Genomic DNA, 22,525 nt, shown 5'->3' on the forward strand with positions numbered 1-22,525 from the left:
AATCAATTCGTCATAGGTATAAAGTTGCTTTTTTCACTGTATAGATTACGGGAATAGGAAGGAAGACTGTGCACAAAAGAAAAAGGACAAAACCATGTGGTCTTGTCCTTTTTTACATCAGCCGCGTTTGTTGCGGTTTCTTAAAAATGTAGGAATGTCGAGGGCATCATCCGCCGGCTGTGATGTATGGCGGTTCACCGTGTTTTGATGCTGTGTTTCTTCTCGTTTCGGCTCCCGTTTCGCAGCGTTTTGGCTTTGAGACTTCAATCCTTGGTTTAAAGTCGGTCGCTGCGGTTTTGAGTCATCTTTTTCCTGTTCGATAAAACCGGTCGCAATAACGGTGACGACGATTTCATCTTTCAGATTTTCATTGATAACTGAACCGAAAATCATGTTGACATCAGGGTCAGATGCAGAAGCGACGATGTCGGCTGCTTCCTGCACTTCGTAGAGGCTCAGGTTTGTACCTCCCGTAATGTTCATCAAAACACCTTGCGCTCCGTCGATTGCCGCTTCCAGTAACGGACTGGAGATCGCCTTTTTGGCGGCTTCAGCAGCACGGCTTTCGCCCGTAGCGATCCCGATACCCATCAATGCTGAACCTTTGTTGGACATGATGGTTTTGACATCGGCAAAGTCCAAGTTGATTAAACCAGGCGTCGCGATGAGGTCAGAGATACCTTGCACCCCTTGGCGAAGCACGTTATCAGCTTCACGGAATGCTTCAAGCATCGGTGTGTTTTTATCGACAATTTCAAGAATGCGGTCATTCGGAATAACGATCAGTGTGTCAACGGCTTCTTTCATTGCCGTGATACCGCCTGCAGCCTGCAGCTGGCGTTTTCTTCCTTCAAATGTAAACGGTCTTGTTACGACACCGACAGTCAAAGCGCCTAAGTCCTTTGCGATTTGCGCGATAACCGGTGCGGCTCCCGTTCCGGTACCGCCTCCCATTCCGGCTGTAACGAACACCATATCAGCGCCTTTTAGCGCTTCTTCGATTTGTTCCTTACTTTCTTCAGCGGCTTTTTTGCCGACTTCCGGATTCGCTCCCGCTCCGAGACCGCGGGTCAGCTTTTCCCCGATCTGCATTTTCACTTCCGCTTTTGACAGGTTAAGAGCTTGCGCGTCCGTGTTTACCGCAATGTACTCTACACCCTGCACTTCATTTTCAATCATTCGGTTGACCGCGTTATTACCGCCGCCTCCTACTCCGATTACTTTAATTGATGCTAAGCCGTCTATGTTTGTTTCGAAATCCAACATGCTAAATCCTCCTAATCTGCCGAATGACTATCAATCTATTCCCAAAACATGCTTAATAGTTTTTTCATTTTGCTCGGTTTGTTGTGTTCGGCTTGTGTTTTTTGTTTTGCTTTTGGACGCTGCTGCGCCTCTGGCCGCTGATGATGTTCTTCTTCGTGAGAGACCGCGATTTCCTGCACGGCTTCTTCCGGCATATGAAAGCCTATTTTTCTTCCCTGAATTCTGGCATTTCGGCAGGCAAATTGTATCAAGCCAACACCCGTCATATACTGAGGGTCTCTTACACCGATGTAATTCGGGCTTGCGACCCTTACATTGTGCCTCAGCACTTCCTGTGCCAATGAAAGCACTCCGGGCATTGCGGCCTGTCCGCCGGTCAGCACAAAGCCGCCGGGCAGATCTGTAATTCCCATATGCTCAATTTCGGCTGCGGCAATCTCAAGAATCTCTTCCACTCTTGCTTCAATAATATTGGCAATTTCCTGCTGTGTAAAAGATTGCTTTTGATTCGTTCCTATGACGGTGACTTCAAATACTTCATCTTCTGAAGCCTCATCGTAGAATGCATGTCCGAATTGTTTTTTTACTCTTTCAGCCTCTTCGGTGGAAGTGCGCAATCCGATCGATACATCTTTCGTGATGTTTTCGCCTCCGAGCGGAATGACGGCTGTCTCCTTCAGGTGCCCCTGTTCAAATACCGCCACCGTCGTCGAGCCGCCGCCGATATCAATCATGGCGACTCCGAGGTTTTTTTCGTCTTTTGACAAAGCCGCCGAACCGGCCGCAAGCGGCTGCAGGCAGATATCAGTAATTTCAACGCCCGCTCTCTCCACACAGCGAAGTAAATTATGTAAGATCGTTTTGGAGCCGGTAATCAGCGTGCCTTCTACTTCCAAGCGCACGCCGAGCATTTTTTTCGGATCGGTAATTTCGTCTCTTCCGTCAACGATAAACTGTTTCGGAACGACGTCAACGATCAGCTGCTCATGCGGAACTGACACGACCTGTGCCGCTTCCATTACCCTGCGGACGTCTTCAACGTGAATTTCTTTGTTTTCACTGGAAACAGCGACAACGCCGTTCGTATCTTGAATATGAATATAATTTCCATTAACGCCGACAATGGCTTTTTTCAGCGGAAAACCTACCATTCTTTCAGCTTGGTCAAACGCTTTTCTTATAGAATGAACGGTTTCATCTATATCAACGATTGAGCCTTTTTTCAACCCTTCAGACGGCACATTTCCCACTCCGATAATGTTAAGGGAATCATCTGTCATTTCTCCGACGATCACTTTTGTATTGGACGTACCGATGTCAAGACTGACGTAAAGTTCATTGTTGTTCATTCTATGGCACCTCCTCACATTTCGATCAAATTCTATTCTATTATTTGCGGAACAACAATACAATGAATGTGGCTTTACAAGTGTGTAACAAAAACAACAGCATCAACAAATTCTTATCTGATTTCTCACAATTTATGTTTAATGAAACTATTCGTTATATTCTATGTATATCCTCTTTTATATCGCATTTTTTTTATTTTTTTTAGAGACGGCCCACCTTACCGTAAGATTTCTTGTCACGGTGTCATACTGTGCAATCCAGATGCAAATATATCCGCTTTCCCTTAGTCTACACTAAGATGAACCTCCAGAAAAGCTATAGATATTGCCAGAAACATCCGAAAAAAGAAGAAACAGGAGGAAAATTCCAAATGCAGTGCTCACTGCAGAAGACACGCCCATTGCATTGAGAATTTTCCGCTTGTCCGGCAGCCATATCCCGGGCAAAAACAAACATAGTCATAATGATTCCGCTATCGGTTATATCGGCTGCCCCGCTGATTGTAATAGATTCTTTTGAATCACCTTTAAATTAGTTCTTTAGAACTATTAATCATTTTCTTTTTTCTTGCCGGATTTACCTTTGTTAAATTCTTCAAAATACGTAGCGACTTCTAAGTGGATAATCCCCTTTTTCCCGCCGTCCAGCTGGGAAACGATAGAAGGATAGGTCTTCATCCGGCCGGCAAACGTTTTAATAGAAGCGGTAACTACATACCCGTCGTTCATATACAGCTTGATCCGGTCCTGATCCATTTTTACCGGTGTATAATAGATTTCAGAAATCGACTGCTTAAGCGAACCGGAAAGCTTATCAAGCTGCTCCGCCATTTTGACCCGCTTTTTCGCGTTTGTCCAGTCAACCAAAATCGGGCCCGCGTCATCCGGCGTGACTTCGTTCGGCAGCACAGTGCCGTTTTCGAGCACTTCATAATACACATCATGTCGCTGCAGATACGCGATCGTCTTGTATTCTTCAATGTGAATGCTGACTTTGTTAGGAAATACTTTTGAAAGTTCCGCCTTTTTCACCAGCTTATTCTGCTCAATCTTTTCTTCTGTTTGTTTCTTGTTCAGACTCCAGAACTCGGTTTGTCCGTTATGTATATCAGAAAGCGCGTTGATCTCTTTTACAGACACGTTTTCATTTCCGGAAACGGTGACAGAAGACACTTTGCTGATCGGCATCTGCAAGTACACGATGATCAGCACCATCATAAAAAAGAGCACAATGAATGAAATCAGCCGGCGGTTTGCTTTTTGTTTCCGCTGCTCTTTGATTTTCGGAATCCGCTCTTCAATATTTACGATTTTTTCTCTTTCATGATTTGGGTTCACTGCCTGTCCACCTCACTAAGAATGAAACAGCTTGACATTCGTCTGATTGAAAAACAAACGGCATGCTGTGATGCCGTTTGACATTTGTTAAAAGTATATCACATGAGCTCATGTAATCAGAGAACCTTTTAACGATTCCCTCCGATGATTTCAACTTCTGTATGCATGTCAACATCATACTGCTCACGGATTGTCTTTTTCACATATTCAATCAGGTCAAGAACGTCCTTGGCAGTCGCTCCGCCGGCATTGACGATAAAATTCCCGTGCATTTCGGACACTTTCGCTCCGCCGATCTGATGTCCTTTTAATCCCGCTTTTTCAACGAGGTTTCCGGCATGATTCGGCAGCGGATTTCTGAATATGCTTCCGGCGCATGGGCTCGAATACGGCTGCGTATTTTTTCTGTAATCTTTGTTCTGCTGCATTTGCGCCGTAATGGCTTCCCGTTCCTTTTGCTCAAGCTGAAGAACTGCCTCGATACAGACGCCGGGACGTTTTTTCTGCAAAACAGACGTTCTGTAGCTGAAATCCATCTCTTCGTTTGTCAGCCATTCGATTGTGCCGTCTTCAAATAAGATACGGGCTTTCACAAGAATCTCACTCATATCAGATCCGTGCGCCCCGGCATTCATATAGACGGCTCCGCCGATTGATCCGGGAATGCCCGCTGCAAATTCGAGACCGGACATTCCTTTTTTACTCATGGAAGTCGCAAGCCGGACGACCGAATAGCCGCCTCCGACCGTCACCTGATCACCGTCAATCTCCAAATGATCCAGACCCGCGCCCAGTTTGATGACAACTCCTCTTATGCCTTCATCAAGCACGAGCAGATTTGAACCGCGGCCGATAACCGTCCATGGCAGATCATGTTTTTTCACAATTTCCATAATATCTTTGACCGCTTCCACACGGTTGGGGATGATTAAAATGTCCGCCGGACCGCCGATTTTCATCGTTGTATGGTTCGCGAGCGGTTCTTGTTCCAGCACTTTGCCGACTTCGCGGTCTCTTAATTCCTGAATTACGTTCTCCATCATAAACCTCCGCATTCCATTTGCTCTATTTTTTTATGTCTTCCATGATACTGTACAGTCTGGCTGCCGCATCCGGAACACCGAGTGATTTTGTCCGCTCACTCATGTCTTTTAAGGTTTCTTCATTCATGACGATTTTGTCCAGCGCAGCGATCAGTTTTTCTCCGCTGAGCTCGGTTTCCTTCAGTACGATTGCAGCATCATGCTGGCTGAGCGCCTTCGCATTGACTTCCTGGTGATTGGCTGTTACATACGGGCTCGGAATAAGCACGCTCGGAATGCCGAGAGCGGTGATCTCCGCAATCGTCGTCGCTCCGGCTCTTGCCACAATGACATCAATTGATTGTAAGTACTCCGGCATTTGGTGCAAAAACGGTTTTGTCACCATATTATCAGCGGCTTTTCCGCCTTTCAGCTCAGCCGTTACCTTCTCGTAATGCACTTCCCCGGTAATATAAAGGACTTGGTAAGGTCTCGTTTTCAATTCTTCCTGCATATCTATAACGGCACGGTTAATGGGAGCCGCGCCTCTGCTTCCGCCGAAAATGAGCACCGTTTTTTGATTGTCTTTCAGCCCGAACTCAGTTAATGAGCGGCCTGTCTTAATAGAGACGACTTCAGAGGCTCTCGGGTTTCCCGTAAACACAACTTTTTCAGCAGGAAAATGCGATTTTGCCTCTTCAAAGCAAATTGCCACCTTATTAACATATTTCGAGAGAAACTTATTTGTGATGCCGGGCAGGCTGTTTTGCTCATGAATGATCGTCGGAATTCCCATCTTTGCCGCCGCGTATACGACCGGACCGCATACATAGCCGCCTGTACCGATAACGGCATCCGGTTTAAACTCTTTTAAATATGATTTGCTTTTCGTCACGCCTTTTAAGAAACGCATGACGGTTTTTACATTTTCAAAAGAAAGTTTTCGTTTGAAACCTGTAATTTCAATGGCGCGAAACGGAATATTTTCCCGTTCAACAATTTTTTTCTCAAGACCGTTCTCTGTTCCGATATACAAAAATTCCACATCCGGATGCCGGCGCTGAACTTCTTTAATAAAGGCCAGGGCCGGATAAATATGTCCTCCGGTTCCGCCTCCGCTTACTGCAATACGCATTCGTATGTCCCCCTTAATCACATAGCGATAACCCTGTTTTTTAGGACAGGGTTATTGATGTTGTCTGTTTTTTTATAGATAACGAATAAATCATGAGTGATGAGGCAAGATACAGATCAATACCTCGAGTACCGGCTGACATTTAAAAGCACGCCGACCGCTGCGAGCATCAGCGTCAGTGATGAGCCTCCGTAGCTTAAAAACGGCAGCGTAATTCCTGTTACCGGGATCAGCCCCGTCACAACGCCGATATTAATCATGACTTGAATAGCTATCATAGAAATAATACCGATGGCGACAAAGCTTCCGTATAAATCCGGCGCGCCGAGGGCAATCCTGACGCCCCGCCATAATAAAATACTGAACAGCAGCAATATGAGCGAACCGCCGATAAAGCCGAGTTCCTCAGATAAAATAGCAAAAATGAAATCGGTTTGCGGCTCCGGCAGGTAAAAAAACTTTTGCCGGCTTTGACCCAGCCCCATCCCGAACAGTCCGCCCGGACCTACGGCATAGAGCGACTGAATGATCTGAAATCCGCTTCCAAGCGGATCCTCCCACGGGTTTAAGTAAGAGGTAATCCGTTTAATCCGATAAGGAGCGGACAGAACTAGTGCCGCAAATCCGCTTAAACCGATGAGTCCGAGAAACGCAAAATGAGCGATTCGCGCACCGGAAACAAAAATCATCACGATGCACGTGCCCACCATTACCGTCCCCGTTCCCAGATCCGGCTGGCACATAATAATAATAAATGCAGAAAACACGATTCCGAGCGCGGGAACGAATCCGCGTCTGAATGACGTAATATTCTTCTGTTTTTCAGAAAGAAATTTAGCCAGAAACGCAATCATCGCGAGTTTCATAAACTCCGAAGGCTGAATGCTGAACGCTCCCACTCCGATCCAGCTTCTTGAACCGTTCCGCACCATTCCGACTCCCGGAATCAGCACAAGCACAAGCAGAAAAAAACAAATGATCAGAAGCAGCTTCGACCATGTGCGCCATGTCCAATAATCCACATTCATAATGAAAAACATGGCAATGACGCCGATCCCCGCAAACAGCAGCTGCCGTTTCGCGAAGAAAAACGAGTCGTCAAATTTATAATCCGCCCATACCGCACTTGCACTGTAGACCATAATTAATCCTATTGTTAAAAGCAATAACGTAATGATAACTAATAACAAATCAGGCGCTGTTTTTTTAGTAGTCAAAGCAATCGACACCCCAAGCATAAGTCATTTAGGGCTGCCGATGAACAGAGACAAGCCCTTACTTAAGCATATGCACGGCATCTATAAACATGTCACCGCGTTCTTCAAATGTTTTGAACTGATCCCAGCTTGCACACGCGGGTGACAAGAGGATGACGTCTCCTTCATTTGAGAGCGCAAACGCCGCAGATACTGCTTGTTCAACATTATCGACACGTTTGACATGTTGTATTCCCAGCTCATTGCCCAGTTTTTCTATCTTCGGCGCTGTCTGTCCGAACGTCAGGACCGCTTTGACATTGTCCATATACGGTTTCAGGTCGTCAAAACCGTTGCCGCGGTCCAGTCCGCCTGCAAGCAGAATAACCGGAGCTTTGAACGCGGAGAGCGCTTTGCTTGTGGCCAAAATATTCGTCGCTTTGCTGTCATTATAAAATTTACGATTCTGGATCGCTGTTACATACTGCAGACGGTGTTTGACACCGGTAAAGCTTGTCAGCACCTTCTGAATCGCTTTATTAGACGCGCCCGCCGTTTTGGCTGCGGCTACAGCGGCTAATATATTTTCTAGATTGTGCGCGCCCGGCAGTACGATGTCATCAACAGGCAGAATCGCTTCATCGCCGAACATCAGCATTCCGTCTTTAATGAATGCGCCGCTTGACAGTTCCTGATGAACTGAAAACGGAACGATGCCGGCTTTTCCGCTTTCGGCAAGCCGCACGACTGTTTCATCGCTTTGATTCACGATGGCCGTATCACTCTCAAGCTGATGAAGATACACGTTCTGCTTGGCTTTTTCATAGTTTTCACGGCTGTGATGGTAATCCAAATGAGCGTCGAACACATTTAAAATCAGGCCGATTTCAGGTCTGAACGCATGAGTCCCCATAAGCTGGAACGAAGAAAGCTCTGTGACGATCCATTCATCACCGTCAGCATGATAAGCCACTTCACTGGCGACAGTGCCGATATTCCCTGCGATCAGCGTCTTTATCGAATCAGCTTTCAGCATTTCATAAATCAGGGTCGTCGTTGTTGTTTTCCCGTTTGAACCTGTAATGCCGATGAATTTTGCATTGGTGATATAATACGCAAGCTCGATTTCCGTCCAGACCGGGATGCCTCTTCTTTGCGCTTCCTCCACCATGATATTTTCATACGGGATTCCGGGATTTTTGATCAGAATGGTAATGTGATGCTGATCAAAAAGTGACGTCGGATGCTCACCGCAGATGACTTCAATTCCTCTTTCTGCAAGCCTTTGGGCAGGTTCGTTCTCTTCAAAGGCTTTTTGATCATTCACGACGACGTTAATGCCTTTTTCATGAAGAATCGACGCAGCCGCATATCCGCTTTTCGCCAGTCCGAGGACCAGAAAGTTTTGTTTTTGCAAAAAAAGTTCGTTTTCCACTTATAACCACACCTCGATGTAAATTCCTAAAACGGCAAGCAGCAGTCCCGCAGTCCAGAATGTGACGACAACTCTCCATTCAGACCATCCGACCAATTCGTAATGGTGGTGAAGCGGACTCATCTTAAAGATTCGTTTTCCTGTCGTTTTAAAGCTGATGACTTGTAAGATAACAGATAAGGTCTCAATAACAAATACTCCGCCGATAATGACGAGCAGAATTTCAAGCTTCGTCAAAATGGCAACGGTCACGATCGCTCCTCCGAGCGCAAGCGAACCGGTATCCCCCATAAATACCTTGGCGGGATGGGCGTTGAATACAAGAAAACCGAGAACGGCGCCGACAACGGCAACCGAGAAAATCGCAACGTCATATTGTGACTGGTTCCACGCAAGGATGGCGAAAGCGCCGAATGCGATAGCCGCGGTACCGGACAAGAGACCGTCCAGACCGTCTGTCAGATTGACGGCATTTGAACCTCCGACAAGCATAAAGAGAACGAGGATAAAGTATCCCCAGCCGAGATCGATTGACAGATGTGTGCCCGGCACCCTGATGCCGGTTGAAAAATGGCAATAATGATATACTCCGTAAAATACAATGGCAATAATGATCTGGCCGATCAATTTCTGCTTCGACGTCAATCCGAGATTCCGTTTCATTACTACTTTAATATAGTCATCCAGAAAGCCGAGCAGACCGTATCCGATCGTGACAAACAGCAGAAGAAACATTTCCGCGCTCAGATGCGAAAATTTCTGCGTCATGACAATCGCCGTAATGGCGATGGATACAATAATCATGACCCCGCCCATCGTCGGCGTCCCTGATTTTTTCATATGTGATTTCGGCCCCTCTTCCCTGATACTTTGGCCGAATTTTAAACGTCTTAAAAACGGGATAAGAATCGGAGATATCAGAACACTGATTAAAAATCCCATTATTATTGTAAATAAAATCACTTGCTCAAGCATTGCTCTTTTCTCCTCCCGTTTCGTTCAAACGACATACGTATTTATCATATTCACATTGTGTCCCCGTAATTCTATTCATTTCCCTCATTCTAACACTCTTTCCTGTTTTACTTTTTATTCAGCTCAACAATAGCTCTTCCCGCTACTTCGGCGTCATCAAAGTCGAATGTTTCATTGCCGATCTGCTGATAGGTTTCATGCCCTTTCCCGGCAATCAGAACCACATCTCCCTTTTTCGCGTTGGCAATGGCAAAAAAGATAGCCTGCTCGCGGTTTGCGATACTGTGATAGTAGGTGCCTTCTACCCCTCTTTCCATATCTCTTAATATGGCCAGCGGGTCCTCGCTTCTCGGGTTATCTGAAGTGAAAATCGGTTCGTCGGCAATCCGCACCGCAATTTCCGCCATTTTCGGGCGTTTCGTTTTGTCCCGGTCTCCGCCGCATCCGACGACGACGAAAAGCTTGCCCTCTGTCATGTCTTTGCATGTATTCAGAACGTTTTCCAGACTGTCAGGCGTGTGCGCATAATCGACGACCACAGGAAACGGCTGATTGTGATTCACCAGTTCAAACCGGCCTCTGACACCTTGCAGCTCTTCAAGAGCGCTTGTGATCGTATCAAACGGCAGACCCGCTGCGATCGCTGTCGCCGCTGCAGCCAGTACGTTATACACGTTGAAGCGGCCGACGAGTGAAACCGTGATCTGCTTTGTTCCTTTTGGCGTAACAAGTTCAAAGCTTGTGCCTTGCGCAGAGATCTCGATTTGTTTCGCCATGACATCGGCATCATTCTCGATTCCGTATGTAAGGATGTGCGCCGCCGTCACTTTTTCAAAATAAGCACTGGCTTTGTCATCTGCGTTTAAAACGGCCCGCTTCGGCTTTTCATGGTTAAAGGAGCCGCCCAGCTGGGAAAACAGGAGGCTTTTAGCCTGTCTGTAGTCTTCCATCGTCTTATGATAATCTAAATGGTCCTGCGTCAGGTTCGTGAATACGGCGATATCATAATCGCAGCCGTGAACCCTGCCGAGTGACAGAGCGTGAGAAGACACTTCCATAATAGCTGTGTCAACGTGCTCATCATTCATTTTCTTGAACGTTTTTTGCAGTGTGACGCTTTCGGGCGTTGTATTTTTGACCGGGAATGTCTCATCCCCGATTTTAATGTACATCGTTCCGATTAAACCGGTCTGTCTTCCCGCTTTTTTAAAAATCTCATCAACCATGTGCGTCGTTGATGTTTTGCCGTTTGTGCCGGTGATGCCGATAAGCTGAAGCTGCTTTGTCGGCTGCCCGTAAAACGCGTCAGAAAGAACGCTGAGCGCCCGCTGTGACCGGCGGACGATAATGACAGGAACATCGACGTCAAGCTCTTTCTCGGCAACGATGGCCGCCGCGCCGTTTTCTGCGGCTTTTTGGGCGAAATCATGTCCGTCTACCGTATACCCTTTTATACACACAAAAAGACTCCCTTTTCTCACTTCCCTGGAGTCCATCTCAATTGAAGTTATGTCAGGGTCATGAAAGTCATTTTGAACAGGTTCGGCCATTAAATATGTAAGCAGCTTTGTAAGTTTCATTGTATCAAACCTCTCAGAAATTCTATTCATTCTTTTATCATGATAACCGTTTATAAAAGTCAGAATGGCTTTTAAACATACAGTTCATATTTTAGCGTAAATAAAAGGATACATCCAGTTAATCTTAAAAGTTATCTTCTTTTTTTCTCTTTACGATAAGAGGCAGCCGAAAACAATCGGCTGCCTCAAAAAGACTCATTCTTCACTCAAGTAAACACGGATCTTTGAGCCTTCTTTTACTTTCGTTCCGGCTGCAGGTGATTGTTTCACAATTTTGCTTCCTTTTCCTGAGGAGTCAATATTCAAATTGACAAGCAGCGACTCAAGATCAGAGACAGACATCCCTACAACATTCGGAACCTCTATTGTTTTTGTGTCGTTCCATTGATATTTTTTCTCGATTTGATTTTTTCGCGGTTTCACGCCGAGCTCAGGCAGACTGTCTCTCATCATATTTCCGACAATCGGCGCGGCGACGGTTCCCCCGAATTGAATCGTGCCTTTCGGATTATCAACCGCGACATACACGACAAGGCTCGGGTCATCAGCCGGCGCAAAACCGATAAAGGAGACGATATGGTTGTTTTCGAGATATTTGCCGTCTTTGACCTTTTGTGCGGTACCTGTTTTTCCGCCGACGCGATACCCTTCCACAAAGGCGTTCCGCCCCGTTCCCTGAGCGACGACGCTTTCTAAAGCATATCTGATCTGCTTTGACGTTTCCTGGGAAATAACTTGCCTTTTCGCAATCGGTGATTGTTTCTTAACAGTTTTTTTCGTAACGGGATCAACCCACTCTTTGGCGATAAACGGAGTATAAAGCGTTCCGCCGTTTATTGCTGCGGAAACGGCTGCCACCTGCTGAATCGGCGTGACGGAAACCCCTTGTCCGAAAGCGGTTGTCGCCTGTTCGACCGGTCCGACTCTGTCAAGCGGGAATAAGATCCCCGTTCCTTCCCCTTGCAGATCAATGCCTGTTTTCTTTCCAAAGCCGAAGTCCTTAATATATTGAAACAGCTTTTGTTTTCCGAGCCGTTCCCCCAGCTGTACAAACCCAGGGTTGCAGGAATTTTGAACGACTTCAAGATAAGATTGCGAACCGTGGCCGCCCTTTTTCCAGCATCGGAGGCGGGCGCCGTCAACCTCGGCAAATCCTTTGTCATAAAAGTGGTCTCTTTGCAAGTTTACTTTTTGCTCTTGGAGCGCCGCCGCAAGCGTAATAATCTTAAAGGTCGAACCCGGTTCATATGTGCTCCATACCGGCAGGTTTCGGTTGTAAACGGACGGATCCACCGATTGATAGTCAGCCGGATCAAAATCAGGACGGCTTGACATGCCGAGCACTTCCCCGTTTTTCGGATTCATTGCGACCGCAATCATTCCGTCCGGGTTATATTTCGCCGCTGCATTGTCGAGCTCCCTTTCTATAATCGTCTGAACCTTGGCGTCAATCGTCAATTTCATATCAAGTCCGTCTTTCGGAGGGGTGTAATCATCCGCTTCATCAGGCATTTTCTTCCCCTTGGCATCCGTATAAAATTTCACAGATCCCTTTACACCTTTTAAGTCATCATCATAATAAGCCTCCAATCCGAGAAGGCCCTGGTTATCAATACCGGCAAAACCGAGAACATGGGACAAAAAGCTTCCGTACGGATAATGGCGGATGCTGTCTTCAGCCACATAAACCCCTTTTAAGTCGAGCGCTTTGATTTCTTTCGCTTTTTTATTGGAAATTTTCCGCCCCTCGGGTGAGATTTTTTCTATGGAGGTTTTCTTAGTAATGTGTTTGTAGACCTTCTCTTCCGACATATTTAAAACTGACGCGAGAAGCTTGCCCGTTTTTATGGGATTTTGGATCTGGCGCGGTACGACAAAGACGGTCGGCGCGCTTTTATTAGTAGCCAGCTTCACGCCGTTTCGGTCAAGGATCTCTCCCCGCTCAGGCTCAAACGGCAAATTCCGGCTCCAGGAATCCTTAGCCAGTGAAGTCAGCTTTTCTCCCATCACAAATTGGACATAGCCTAATCTGCTGTCAATGATCAAAAAAATGATTACGCCAAAAAGCAAAACCAGTAATAAACGTTTTCGAACCGTTACATTTGAAACGCGCAAGGGACCGTCCACTCCTTATTTAGGCTTGTTTCAATTTATGCCTCAGCTTGGACACATAGAACGGCGGCGCATAAAAAAGAAGCCCGCGGGCATCCGCGGACTTCTCTGTCCCGTTAATCAGGATTTTTAAATTTCACCTTGATCACGGTATTTTCTTTCAGTTCTTTGCCTTTTTTCACACTTTGGCTTGAAGCGTAACCTTCACCGCTCACATCAATGTGAATGCCTGATACTTTGCTGAATTGAAGCACTTCCCGTCTCGACCATCCGGACATATCCGGCATCGTCATCTTTCCGTCTGTTTTTAAGAAGATTTTCTGATTGGTGATCACATCTTCTCCGGCTGTCGGATACTGCTCTTTTACGGCAACATCGCTGCCGATGACAATCGGTGTGAGATGTTCATTTTTCGCTTCCTTCTCAGCGCTCTTGACCGTCTTATCTGTCAGGTCAGGCATTTTTTGGCTTTTCGTTTCTTCCTGACCGGAATCTGTTTTTTCCGTCGGTTCGATATTCATGTAGTGGAGGCTGTTTTTCATCGTCGGGTTAAAGATTTCCGCGACAGGATCAGAGCTGCTTTGACCCGCTTTTAATTGCGGCTGCTGCACGGCTACATAGATGACGAGCTTAGGATCATTTTTCGGCGCCATGCCCATGAATGAAAACACATAGTTGCTCGTTCCCCTTAAATATCCGCCCGTCCCGGCAATTTGTGCGGTTCCCGTTTTACCCGCGACGTCAAATCCTTCAATTTTATAAGGTTTTCCCGTTCCGATGTCTGACGTCACGACTTCTCCGAGCAGATTCCGGACTTTTTTCGCCGTATCGGCTGAAATCGGCGTGCCTGCTTGCTCTGGTTTTGTCTGCTTGACGACTTTTTTCGTATCGGGGTCGACAATATGATCAATGACGTAAGGTTTCATCATTTTGCCGTTATTGGCAATCGCCGTGACCGCCTGCAGCTGCTGGATCGGCGTTATCGCCGATGCTTGGCCGTAAGCCGTAGACGCTTTGTCAAAATCATATTTGTAGTTAATTTTACTTGATACTTCACCGGGCAGATCAATCCCTGTTTTTTGATAGAGCCCGAATTTGTGCAGGTACTCATTAAACCGGTCAAACCCCAGTTTTTCGTTGGCCAGTTTGGCGAAAGCAACATTGGATGACCTCATGAGGCCGTCACGGAAGCTTGTCATACCCCATCCGGCGCCGTCGTTCCAATCTTTAACAGGTTTGCCTCCCACTTTATATGTTCCTGATTTATATTTCTCGTTTGCGGAAAACACATTTTCCTGAATCGCCGCGGCAAGCGTAAAGATCTTCATCGTCGATCCCGGTTCATACGCGTACGACACTAAGTCGTTGTAATAATTGGTGACGTTTCTGATATTCGGGTCGAAACTCGGACGCTGCCCCATCGCAAGCACCTTGCCTGTTTTCGGTTCTACGACAGCCGCCATAATTTTTTTCGGTTTATATTTTTCCGCTACTTTCGTCATGCTGTCTTCTAAAAAGGTTTGAATTTTCTGATCAATGGTTAAATATACATTGTCACCGTTTTTAGGTGCGGTGATTTTTTCTTTGCTGTTCGGAAGTTTCCAGCCGGATTTATCACTTTCGTAAGTGACGGATCCGTCGCGTTCCGTCAGATAGTTATTCAGTATTTTTTCAAGCCCTAAAGAGCCTTGTATCTCGTTTGTTTTTTCATTCACATCGGCATAGCCGAGAACATTTGACAAAAATACACCGTTCGGATAGTAGCGCTTCGTATCTCTTAAGAAAGAAATACCCGGAAGATTCATTTTTTCGATCTTTTGTTTTTTCGCATAAGAGATATCGCGGCCGGCTGAACCGAATTCCACCTGCTTCGCGCCATCCCTGTTTAAGATGTCCAGAATCTCGCTTTTATCAAGATTGATAACGGTCGCCAGTTTTTCCGCCGTTTTCTCTTTGTCTTTGACATGCTGAGGATGCTTCGGATCACTCGTCATTTTTTTATCAAGCACGGCAATGAGCTTATATGTCGCCGTGTCCTCTGCAAGCACTTTGCCGTTCCGGTCAAGAATAGAGCCGCGGCTCGCTTCTATCGTCCGCTTTTTTTCGTGCTGCTCAGTCGCTTTTGTTGCAAGTTCTACACCGTTTGCTTTACCGGTTAATTGAATGTACGCCATTCTCCCGAGAATGACAAAGAAAAAGAGAGCGAAACAAATACTGAGTATCGCTGCTCCTCTGTTCATAAACTTATTTTTTTTCGGCATGGGTTATCATTCCTGTATGTTTTTCACTTTTTTATCTTTCAGATTCAAACCGTGCTTTTTAGCGATATCCATCAGGCGCTGCGGCTGGCTTAAGTCAGCAGCCGTCTTTTCGAGATCACCGATCTGCTTATTCTTCTCAGATACTTTCTCCTCCAGTTTTTGCACCTCAATATTGGATTGGTACGCCGCGTATGCCTTTGATACGATAAACATTGATGTGGAGAGAACGGCAATGGCAAACAGGACGAGCAGCACCTTTTCCCCGAGTGTAATGGAAGCCCTCTTTTTGACAATCACCTTTTTTTCGGGACTTATCACTGGCCGTTGTTGTTTTTCCTGCTGGTAAGCTAAGTTGCTCATAGGCTGATGACCTCCTTTAATGTTGTCATTTGCTGCCCGTTATTTTCGTTTCTCCGCAATGCGGAGCTTCGCTGACCGGGCGCGGTTATTTTCTTCAAGCTCCTCTTTTGATGCCGTAATGGGCTTTCTCGTAATCAGTTTTAATTCCGGTTCAAATTCTTCCGGTATCACGGGAAGACCCGGAGGCAGTTCGGGAAGTGATGATTTTTCCTTGAATGTCGTCTTGCACATTCTGTCTTCCAGCGAGTGAAAAGTGATCACAGACACCCTTCCGCCCGGCTTCAGCACCTCTATCGCTTGCAAGAGGGCCTCTTCAAATACTTGAAGCTCGTCGTTTACGGCGATTCGAATGGCTTGGAATACACGTTTGGCCGGATGACCTCCGCTTCTTCTCGCCGGAGCCGGTATCGCGTCCTTTATTAGATCGACCAGTTGGCCGGTTGTTTGAATAGGCGATTTTTCTCTAGCCTCTTCAATTTTTCGGGCGATCTGCTTGCTGAATTTTTCTTCTCCGTATCTAAAGAAAATCCTCACAAGGTCCTCATACCGCCATTCATTTACGACTTCTTTCGCCGTAAGGGCGGCCGACTGGTCCATCCTCATGTCCAGCGGTGCGTCATGATGATAGCTGAATCCCCGTTCCGGTGTATCAAGCTGCGGAGAGGATACTCCTAAATCAAATAAAATTCCGTCGACACTCGTAATGCCGTGTTCATGTAAACACTCTTTTAAATAACGAAAGTTGCTTTTCACCAGAATAAGCTGTCCTTTGTATTCGGACAATGTTTTCTTTGCGTTTTCAAGTGCTGTGTCATCTTGGTCAAAGGCGATCAAGCGTCCTTTTTCCGATAATTGCTGCAATAAATATGTACTGTGCCCGGCGCCGCCAAGGGTGCAGTCCACATAGGTTCCGTCCGGTTTGATATTTAAACCGTCGACGGTTTCACGAAGAAGTACTGTCTTATGCTGAAACATTTGTGTCGGTCCCACCTTTATAAGGAATGAATTGAATTGTCAGTTGTTGTTGTGATGCACGAAGATCCATTATATATCAAATCCAATCATGTTTTCAGCAATTTCAGCGAATGAATCTTCTTGCTCTTCTGTGTATTGTTCCCATATTACCTTACTCCACAATTCAATTCGATTGGAAACCCCGATGACAACACATTCTTTTTCCAGTTTTGCGTAATTCAGAAGAGATGACGCAATATTAACCCTTCCCTGCTTGTCCAGTTCGCATTCGGTCGCACCGGAAAAAAAGAATCGGGTAAATGCGCGGGCGTCTTTTTTGGTGAGCGGCAGAGCCTTCAGCTTTTCTTCAATCAGCTTCCATTCATTCATCGGATAGCCGAAAAGGCATTGGTCCAGTCCTCTGGTCAGCACGAACTGCTCACCGAGGCCATCTCTGAATTTTGCGGGTACGATCATGCGGCCCTTTGCATCAACAGTATGCCGGTATTCACCCATAAACATGATAAGGACCCCCACTTTCTCCCCTAAACTCACCACTATCCGCCACTTCTCTCCACAACCTCATTTTACACTGTTTACACATAAAAAAAAACCCTGAACTATTCAGGGTTCTTTAAAACTTTATTTCAAAGTTTGACAATCTGATGTTGGTTTTGAAAAGAAAATGGCAGATGTTTGAAGGTTGTGAAGAATTTTGGACCGTAGCGGTTCAGATAATACATCACATTCCAAATCCGTTCCTGCGGAGCGCCGAGCGGTCTGACGCTGTTTTGGATTCTTTCATAGTCACGCAGCACAAAGCCTTCTTTTTCTTCAATTCTTTTCGTTACCGTCCGTTCTAAAAACAAGAGCTGATCTTGAATGAAGGCGGCATTCTTCTGTAAGAGCGGCTCAAGGCTTGAATCGACCTTCAGCGCTTCGTCCCTTGCGCGTTTATGGACAGCTTCAATCTGCGACTTCGCCTGTTCCATTACAGAAGAAAACTCTTCCGGAATCTGCTCTTCAAAATAAGTGTCTTTCAGGTGTCCGGTGCCGTGTTCGATCGCTTCCTGAAGCGGGATATTCCGTTCTGAAAGCTTCTTTTCAATATGGCGCTCAAGAATCGTAATGTTCAGTCTCGGCACTACCGGCGTCATGCGAAGGCCCATTAATGAGAAAGCCTGCTTCAGCTCACCCCAATAATTGATCTCCCCCGGCCCCGCGATAAACGCCAGAGTCGGAATGAGAAACTCCTGCATAAGCGGCCTTGTCACAACGTTATTGCTGAAACATTCCGGTTTTTCTTCCATATGGGTATGAAGCTCGTCGTTCGTCCACTTCAGGTCAAGCTCCTTAATGACAAAAACGCCGTTGTCTTTTTCAATTAAGAAACGCTCTCCCTCGTGTTCGTAAAACAGATTGGCCTGATCTTTGTCCGATTCAATAATCGGGTGATAACCGGCTTCCCGCATAAGACTCTGCTGGTCTGACACGGCTTTGGCAAGCTCATGATTGTGTTTTAAAATCTGCTGAAACATACCCGTTTCCAGCTTTTTAATCCCCGGATCTCCCGAATTCATCAGAATAAGGCCTTCTTCTTGAAACAAGTCGGCGATCAACAGCTCAAAAAAGTCCGTGAATGTCTCTGATGAGCGTAAACATCGCTTCACGTTTTGAAGGAGTGTGTTTGTGTGATCCGTTTCCTCAAAAGCAACGAACACTTCATCAATCCAAGCCGCGCATTTTTCCTGATCAAGCTCGGTTTTAGCCGCTGATGTTTTTTTCCAGTACGACTGCGGCAGTTTCTGTTTCACCGGACCTTTATTCTCTGCTGACGTATGCACAAAATTGATTTCTTCCAGATCGTGATCTTCACCCGCCACCCAGAAAATCGGAACGACAGGAATCTGTAACACCTCTTCCTGCTGTCTGGCAAGTACGATAATGGAGATAATTTTATGTATGGTGTAAAGAGGCCCCGTTAAAAGACCGGCCTGCTGGCCGCCTACAACCGCTGCGCTTTTTGGATCTCTCAGTTTTTCGATGGAGGCCTGCATGGCGGCGGAGTGAAATTTTTCGTGATAGGAGGATAAATAATCCGCTAATTCCTCTCTGGCAAACGGCCGCGAAGACAAGTCATGAAGCCGCTTTTGCCATACGTCCTCTGAATGAATATCATAATCAAAAAATGAAGACATGTTTTCTCCATCTATATAGTGCTGCACAAACTTATTTTGACTTTTGATGGAAAGTTCAGTTAGCTGCATCTGTCTGGAACTTCCTTTCTCCAATAAATAGTTAGGTTTCCGAAATGAGTATAGCATGTTACCGGAAAACCTCAAAAGACTTTGTTTCAGTTTCTTTCTAACGCTTTTATGCTGCGGTGTAAAAACGTGAGATGAACGGCCGGCAATCCGCGGCTTTCCGCTTCTTTTACAAGGTAGCCGATAATCGCATCGGCCTCTGTCCGCCTGCCTGCCATGATATCGACGAGCATGGAAGAATGATTTTTTTCCGTCAGTCTGCAAACTTCGCAAACCTTGTTCCACGCTTCTTCTCTATCGGCGAGGCCAAGTATTGTCTCCGCTTCTTCAAACACGTTTCTCATATATTTTTTGTAAGCGTCATTTGTTACCAGCTCTCCGTTTTTCACGCGCAGCAATGCAGTTAACGGGTTAATGCATACATTTACGATCAGTTTTCCCGTTAACAGCCGATACCAGTCGTTTTCATCATATACGGGAAAATCCCGGTGCATGCCGGAAAAGATGCTTTTGAGCGTTTCCGGCCGGGAAGCGCTGAATACACTCCATCTTACGGCCCCCGATCCCGTATGTTCAACGGCATGATCTGAAATCTTTTTTGCTCCGTGCTCAACAGTGCCGGCATAAAGCGAATGATCCGTATGCCAATCTTTAATGTCGTGTATGTGTCCCATGCCGTTTTGCAAAAACAGCACATTCGTCCCTTTTATCATCTCAAGATCCCGCAACACCGCACTTAGCTGGTGCTGTTTAACGGCTGCGATTAAGAGGTCGAATCCGGAAGTGATGCCTGTTTGCGCTCTGCATGCCGCCGTACATTCTATTCCGTCTTTCAAAAGCCGTATACCGCCTGAGTTAATCGCATCAGCCTGCTCCGTCCGCCGCGTAATGACCGTTACCTGATGGCGGGACGATAAGTAGTAAGCACATAAAAGGCCTACCGCTCCGCCGCCGATAATTCCGATTTTCACACTGTCACACCCTATATCTGCATTTTTCCATATTATCATAGCAGAAGCCGACGCAAATTACTTCAATTTCGTTTTGAGCAAAAAGACTGGCAAGCATATTATAGTTGGAATTTTCAATTAAAGCGTTTACAATAATGGTAGAACACAACAAAGGGGGAGTTTGTGTTGAAAATAGAGCGACTGCTCATCAACTTTAAGACACTCGAAGAATTTAAAAGGTTTAAGGAATACGGGATGCAGGAGCTGTCGATGCTTGAAGATCTTCAGGATAACATCATTGAAAATGACAGCACCTCGCCTTTTTACGGGATTTACTTCGGGGATAAACTAGTGGCGAGAATGAGTTTATATCAGGTAAACGGAGGTGCGAATCCGTATTTTGATCAGCGTCAGGACTTTTTGGAACTTTGGAAGCTTGAGGTTCTTCCGGGCTATCAAAACAACGGATACGGAAAAGCGCTTGTTGATTTTGCAAAATCCTTCAGAATGCCGATCAGGACAAATTCACGCATGAAATCAGCAGATTTCTGGGATAAGATGAATTTTGAGCCCGTTAAATATGATATGGCGCGTGATAAAGGAGAAAATCCTTATATCTGGCATCCCGATATGGACGGTGAAATGACATCCGGAGAAACGGCATAATAAAAAACCGGCCGGGCGCCGCCCCCAGGCCGGTTCATTTTACAGGCTCTGCGCCGATTTTCTGTCGTCTTCTTTTGAATTGACCATCCTTCTCGCTCTGTCCATAATGTCAATTAACGCTTTATAATCTTCTTCCGTCATCTCCAGCTTGTTTCTCAAGCTTTCATTTTCCTCACGCAGATCCTCGACTTCTTTTTGCAGCGCGGTCAGCTGTTCTGTGAGTTTTTCTTTTTCATGACGCACATCCGCTGTGGCCGGCGACTCTTTAAATTGCTGCAGAAACAAAATGACATCATCAATGGACAGCTCTTTTTCTCCTTCCGCCCTGCGGATCGGAGGCTGTTTGACGGTTCCCGGCAGATTGGCGGAATGCACCCCGATCTGCTTTCTTAATTCCTTCCGCTGTTTTTTCGCCAGTTCTATCCCTGACTGATATTGTTTTCTGACATAAGAATTCCATCTGAACCCGCAGGCGGCAGCCGTTCTCGTCAGCGCTCTGCCGACTTCTTCAAAAGCGGAAAGCTGGGTCCCGCCTTCCCGAATATGCCTGAGCACCACTTCGGCCAGCAGCAAATCTTCATCTTGCGTCCACGCGTCTTGTCTCGTTATCGTCAATCGTATCTCCCTCCATATTTGCTCATTTACCTCATACATATGCCGCTGATAGATTAGATAGACTATTGGCGCTCACAATTTTTTCGGCGGAAGCAGGCCGGAGGGAGAAAAAAAGAAAAGCGCAGGAACCGAGATTCCCGCGCTTTTCTTCATACATTAATTGCTTTTAACATTTATGTCTTTGCCGTTGTATGATCCGCATGCTTTACATACACGGTGAGACAATTTCATCTCTCCGCATGACGGGCATTCTGTCATACCAGGTACATTTAGTTTGAAATGTGTACGGCGCAATCTTTTTTTCATTTTAGAAGTTCTTCTAAAAGGTACAGCCATTATTCCCACCTCCTTAAAGAGTTAAGATTCATCATCTTGTGTTAAGAGCTTTTTCAGATCCGCAAGTCTGGGGTCGATTTGATTTTTCTTGTCTTCCTCAGAAATCACTTGCCAATCCTTCCCCACTTGGGGAGCGGCTCCTTCTTTTTGTTCAGTTTCACAAAAGACTTGCATAGGAATTTCTAAAAGAATCTCTTCTTTTATGATCGGAGTTAAGTCGACGATATCGTCTTCAGCAATATGAACGTCCTCATCTTCTATATCATCCGACTTATGAAATCTAAACAGTTCTTTTGTCGCGATTGTAAATGGATACGGCACATCAACTAAAGTTCTTGAGCACGGCAAAACCATTTCGCCTGAAATCGTAAAGTCAAACGAAACTTGCTTGGATTCAATCTCCGCGCGGCCCTTCACCCGGACAGGAGAAATGCGGCGGATGTCAGAATTCAATTTTGTCAGCTCATTTAACTCAACTGTTTCATCAAATTCAAAGCTCTTTTTTGCCATTTGATGAAGCTGATAAATCGTCCATTTCATTTGTATCACCTCAGGAAAGCAACAAACATGATTATAGCTTTTCAGAATGTTTTTGTCAATATTTTTTCTTTACAGCATAATGCCGCCGTCATGCAATCGTTGACAGCCGGATAGGCTATGCATACACTAAACGAAACGGACTAAAATATGCACTTCATTTGCAAATGTACC

The 22,525-nt window shown here is 45.9% G+C and carries 20 protein-coding genes; 1 reads left to right on the forward strand and 19 read right to left on the reverse strand.

Annotation, left to right across the window (positions count from 1 at the left end):
- Positions 1-117: 117 nt before the first annotated feature.
- From ftsZ to ACWHAR_RS06740, 16 genes are all read right to left on the reverse strand, one after another.
- Complete coding sequence (gene ftsZ, locus ACWHAR_RS06665; RefSeq protein ID WP_003154424.1) at positions 118-1,266, reverse strand: cell division protein FtsZ; 1,149 nt, start codon at positions 1,264-1,266, stop codon at positions 118-120.
- A gap of 35 nt (positions 1,267-1,301) precedes the next feature.
- Complete coding sequence (gene ftsA, locus ACWHAR_RS06670) at positions 1,302-2,615, reverse strand: cell division protein FtsA (protein WP_003154425.1); 1,314 nt, start codon at positions 2,613-2,615, stop codon at positions 1,302-1,304.
- A 549-nt stretch (positions 2,616-3,164) separates the two neighbouring features.
- The gene (locus tag ACWHAR_RS06675; protein ID WP_007409710.1) at positions 3,165-3,953 is read right to left on the reverse strand and encodes a cell division protein FtsQ/DivIB; all 789 of its coding nucleotides are present in this window, start codon (positions 3,951-3,953) and stop codon (positions 3,165-3,167) included.
- A 128-nt stretch (positions 3,954-4,081) separates the two neighbouring features.
- Complete coding sequence (gene murB, locus ACWHAR_RS06680; protein WP_032874829.1) at positions 4,082-4,993, reverse strand: UDP-N-acetylmuramate dehydrogenase; 912 nt, start codon at positions 4,991-4,993, stop codon at positions 4,082-4,084.
- 25 nt (positions 4,994-5,018) lie between these two features.
- The gene (gene murG, locus ACWHAR_RS06685) at positions 5,019-6,110 is read right to left on the reverse strand and encodes an undecaprenyldiphospho-muramoylpentapeptide beta-N-acetylglucosaminyltransferase (RefSeq protein WP_014417719.1); all 1,092 of its coding nucleotides are present in this window, start codon (positions 6,108-6,110) and stop codon (positions 5,019-5,021) included.
- 116 nt (positions 6,111-6,226) lie between these two features.
- Entirely contained in the window at positions 6,227-7,327 is a 1,101-nt protein-coding gene (spoVE, locus tag ACWHAR_RS06690) for a stage V sporulation protein E (RefSeq protein ID WP_003154430.1), read from the reverse strand.
- Positions 7,328-7,385: 58 nt separating this feature from the next.
- On the reverse strand, positions 7,386-8,741 hold the full coding sequence (gene murD, locus ACWHAR_RS06695; RefSeq protein ID WP_032874827.1) for a UDP-N-acetylmuramoyl-L-alanine--D-glutamate ligase: 1,356 nt from the start codon (positions 8,739-8,741) through the stop codon (positions 7,386-7,388).
- Positions 8,742-9,716 carry a phospho-N-acetylmuramoyl-pentapeptide-transferase gene (mraY, locus tag ACWHAR_RS06700; RefSeq protein WP_007409707.1) on the reverse strand — a complete coding sequence of 325 codons (975 nt, stop codon included), beginning with the start codon at positions 9,714-9,716 and terminating at the stop codon, positions 8,742-8,744.
- 107 nt (positions 9,717-9,823) lie between these two features.
- Complete coding sequence (locus ACWHAR_RS06705) at positions 9,824-11,296, reverse strand: UDP-N-acetylmuramoyl-L-alanyl-D-glutamate--2,6-diaminopimelate ligase (protein WP_003154436.1); 1,473 nt, start codon at positions 11,294-11,296, stop codon at positions 9,824-9,826.
- 195 nt (positions 11,297-11,491) lie between these two features.
- A complete protein-coding gene (locus tag ACWHAR_RS06710; protein WP_003154438.1) occupies positions 11,492-13,411 on the reverse strand; it encodes a stage V sporulation protein D in 1,920 nt (639 codons plus the stop codon).
- Between the two features lie 113 nt (positions 13,412-13,524).
- Complete coding sequence (pbpB, locus tag ACWHAR_RS06715) at positions 13,525-15,669, reverse strand: penicillin-binding protein 2B (protein ID WP_032874825.1); 2,145 nt, start codon at positions 15,667-15,669, stop codon at positions 13,525-13,527.
- Positions 15,670-15,675: 6 nt separating this feature from the next.
- Entirely contained in the window at positions 15,676-16,029 is a 354-nt protein-coding gene (gene ftsL / locus ACWHAR_RS06720) for a cell division protein FtsL (protein WP_003154442.1), read from the reverse strand.
- A 39-nt stretch (positions 16,030-16,068) separates the two neighbouring features.
- The gene (gene rsmH, locus ACWHAR_RS06725; RefSeq protein ID WP_007611275.1) at positions 16,069-17,004 is read right to left on the reverse strand and encodes a 16S rRNA (cytosine(1402)-N(4))-methyltransferase RsmH; all 936 of its coding nucleotides are present in this window, start codon (positions 17,002-17,004) and stop codon (positions 16,069-16,071) included.
- A gap of 69 nt (positions 17,005-17,073) precedes the next feature.
- Positions 17,074-17,505 carry a division/cell wall cluster transcriptional repressor MraZ gene (gene mraZ, locus ACWHAR_RS06730; protein ID WP_032874823.1) on the reverse strand — a complete coding sequence of 144 codons (432 nt, stop codon included), beginning with the start codon at positions 17,503-17,505 and terminating at the stop codon, positions 17,074-17,076.
- A gap of 125 nt (positions 17,506-17,630) precedes the next feature.
- On the reverse strand, positions 17,631-19,250 hold the full coding sequence (gene bshC / locus ACWHAR_RS06735) for a bacillithiol biosynthesis cysteine-adding enzyme BshC (RefSeq protein WP_032874821.1): 1,620 nt from the start codon (positions 19,248-19,250) through the stop codon (positions 17,631-17,633).
- Between the two features lie 86 nt (positions 19,251-19,336).
- Positions 19,337-20,218, reverse strand: a complete 882-nt coding sequence (locus ACWHAR_RS06740) for a 2-dehydropantoate 2-reductase (protein ID WP_032874819.1) — start codon at positions 20,216-20,218, stop codon at positions 19,337-19,339.
- A gap of 162 nt (positions 20,219-20,380) precedes the next feature.
- Between ACWHAR_RS06740 and ACWHAR_RS06745 the strand changes: the two genes are divergently transcribed.
- Positions 20,381-20,863 (forward strand): N-acetyltransferase, encoded by a 483-nt coding sequence (locus tag ACWHAR_RS06745; protein WP_007611262.1) that lies wholly within the window; start codon positions 20,381-20,383, stop codon positions 20,861-20,863.
- A 39-nt stretch (positions 20,864-20,902) separates the two neighbouring features.
- Here the strand turns inward: ACWHAR_RS06745 and gerR are convergent, their stop codons facing one another.
- The 3 genes from gerR to ACWHAR_RS06760 all read right to left on the reverse strand — a co-directional run bounded on the left by gerR (position 20,903) and on the right by ACWHAR_RS06760 (position 22,354).
- Positions 20,903-21,478, reverse strand: coding sequence for a sporulation-specific transcriptional regulator GerR (gene gerR / locus ACWHAR_RS06750; protein WP_032874817.1), 576 nt, complete (start codon positions 21,476-21,478; stop codon positions 20,903-20,905).
- A gap of 156 nt (positions 21,479-21,634) precedes the next feature.
- Complete coding sequence (gene rpmF / locus ACWHAR_RS06755) at positions 21,635-21,814, reverse strand: 50S ribosomal protein L32 (RefSeq protein WP_003154457.1); 180 nt, start codon at positions 21,812-21,814, stop codon at positions 21,635-21,637.
- Positions 21,815-21,835: 21 nt separating this feature from the next.
- Complete coding sequence (locus ACWHAR_RS06760) at positions 21,836-22,354, reverse strand: YceD family protein (RefSeq protein ID WP_007611260.1); 519 nt, start codon at positions 22,352-22,354, stop codon at positions 21,836-21,838.
- Positions 22,355-22,525: the final 171 nt, after the last annotated feature.

It is taken from the genome of Bacillus sp. LR--39 (assembly GCF_053613335.1).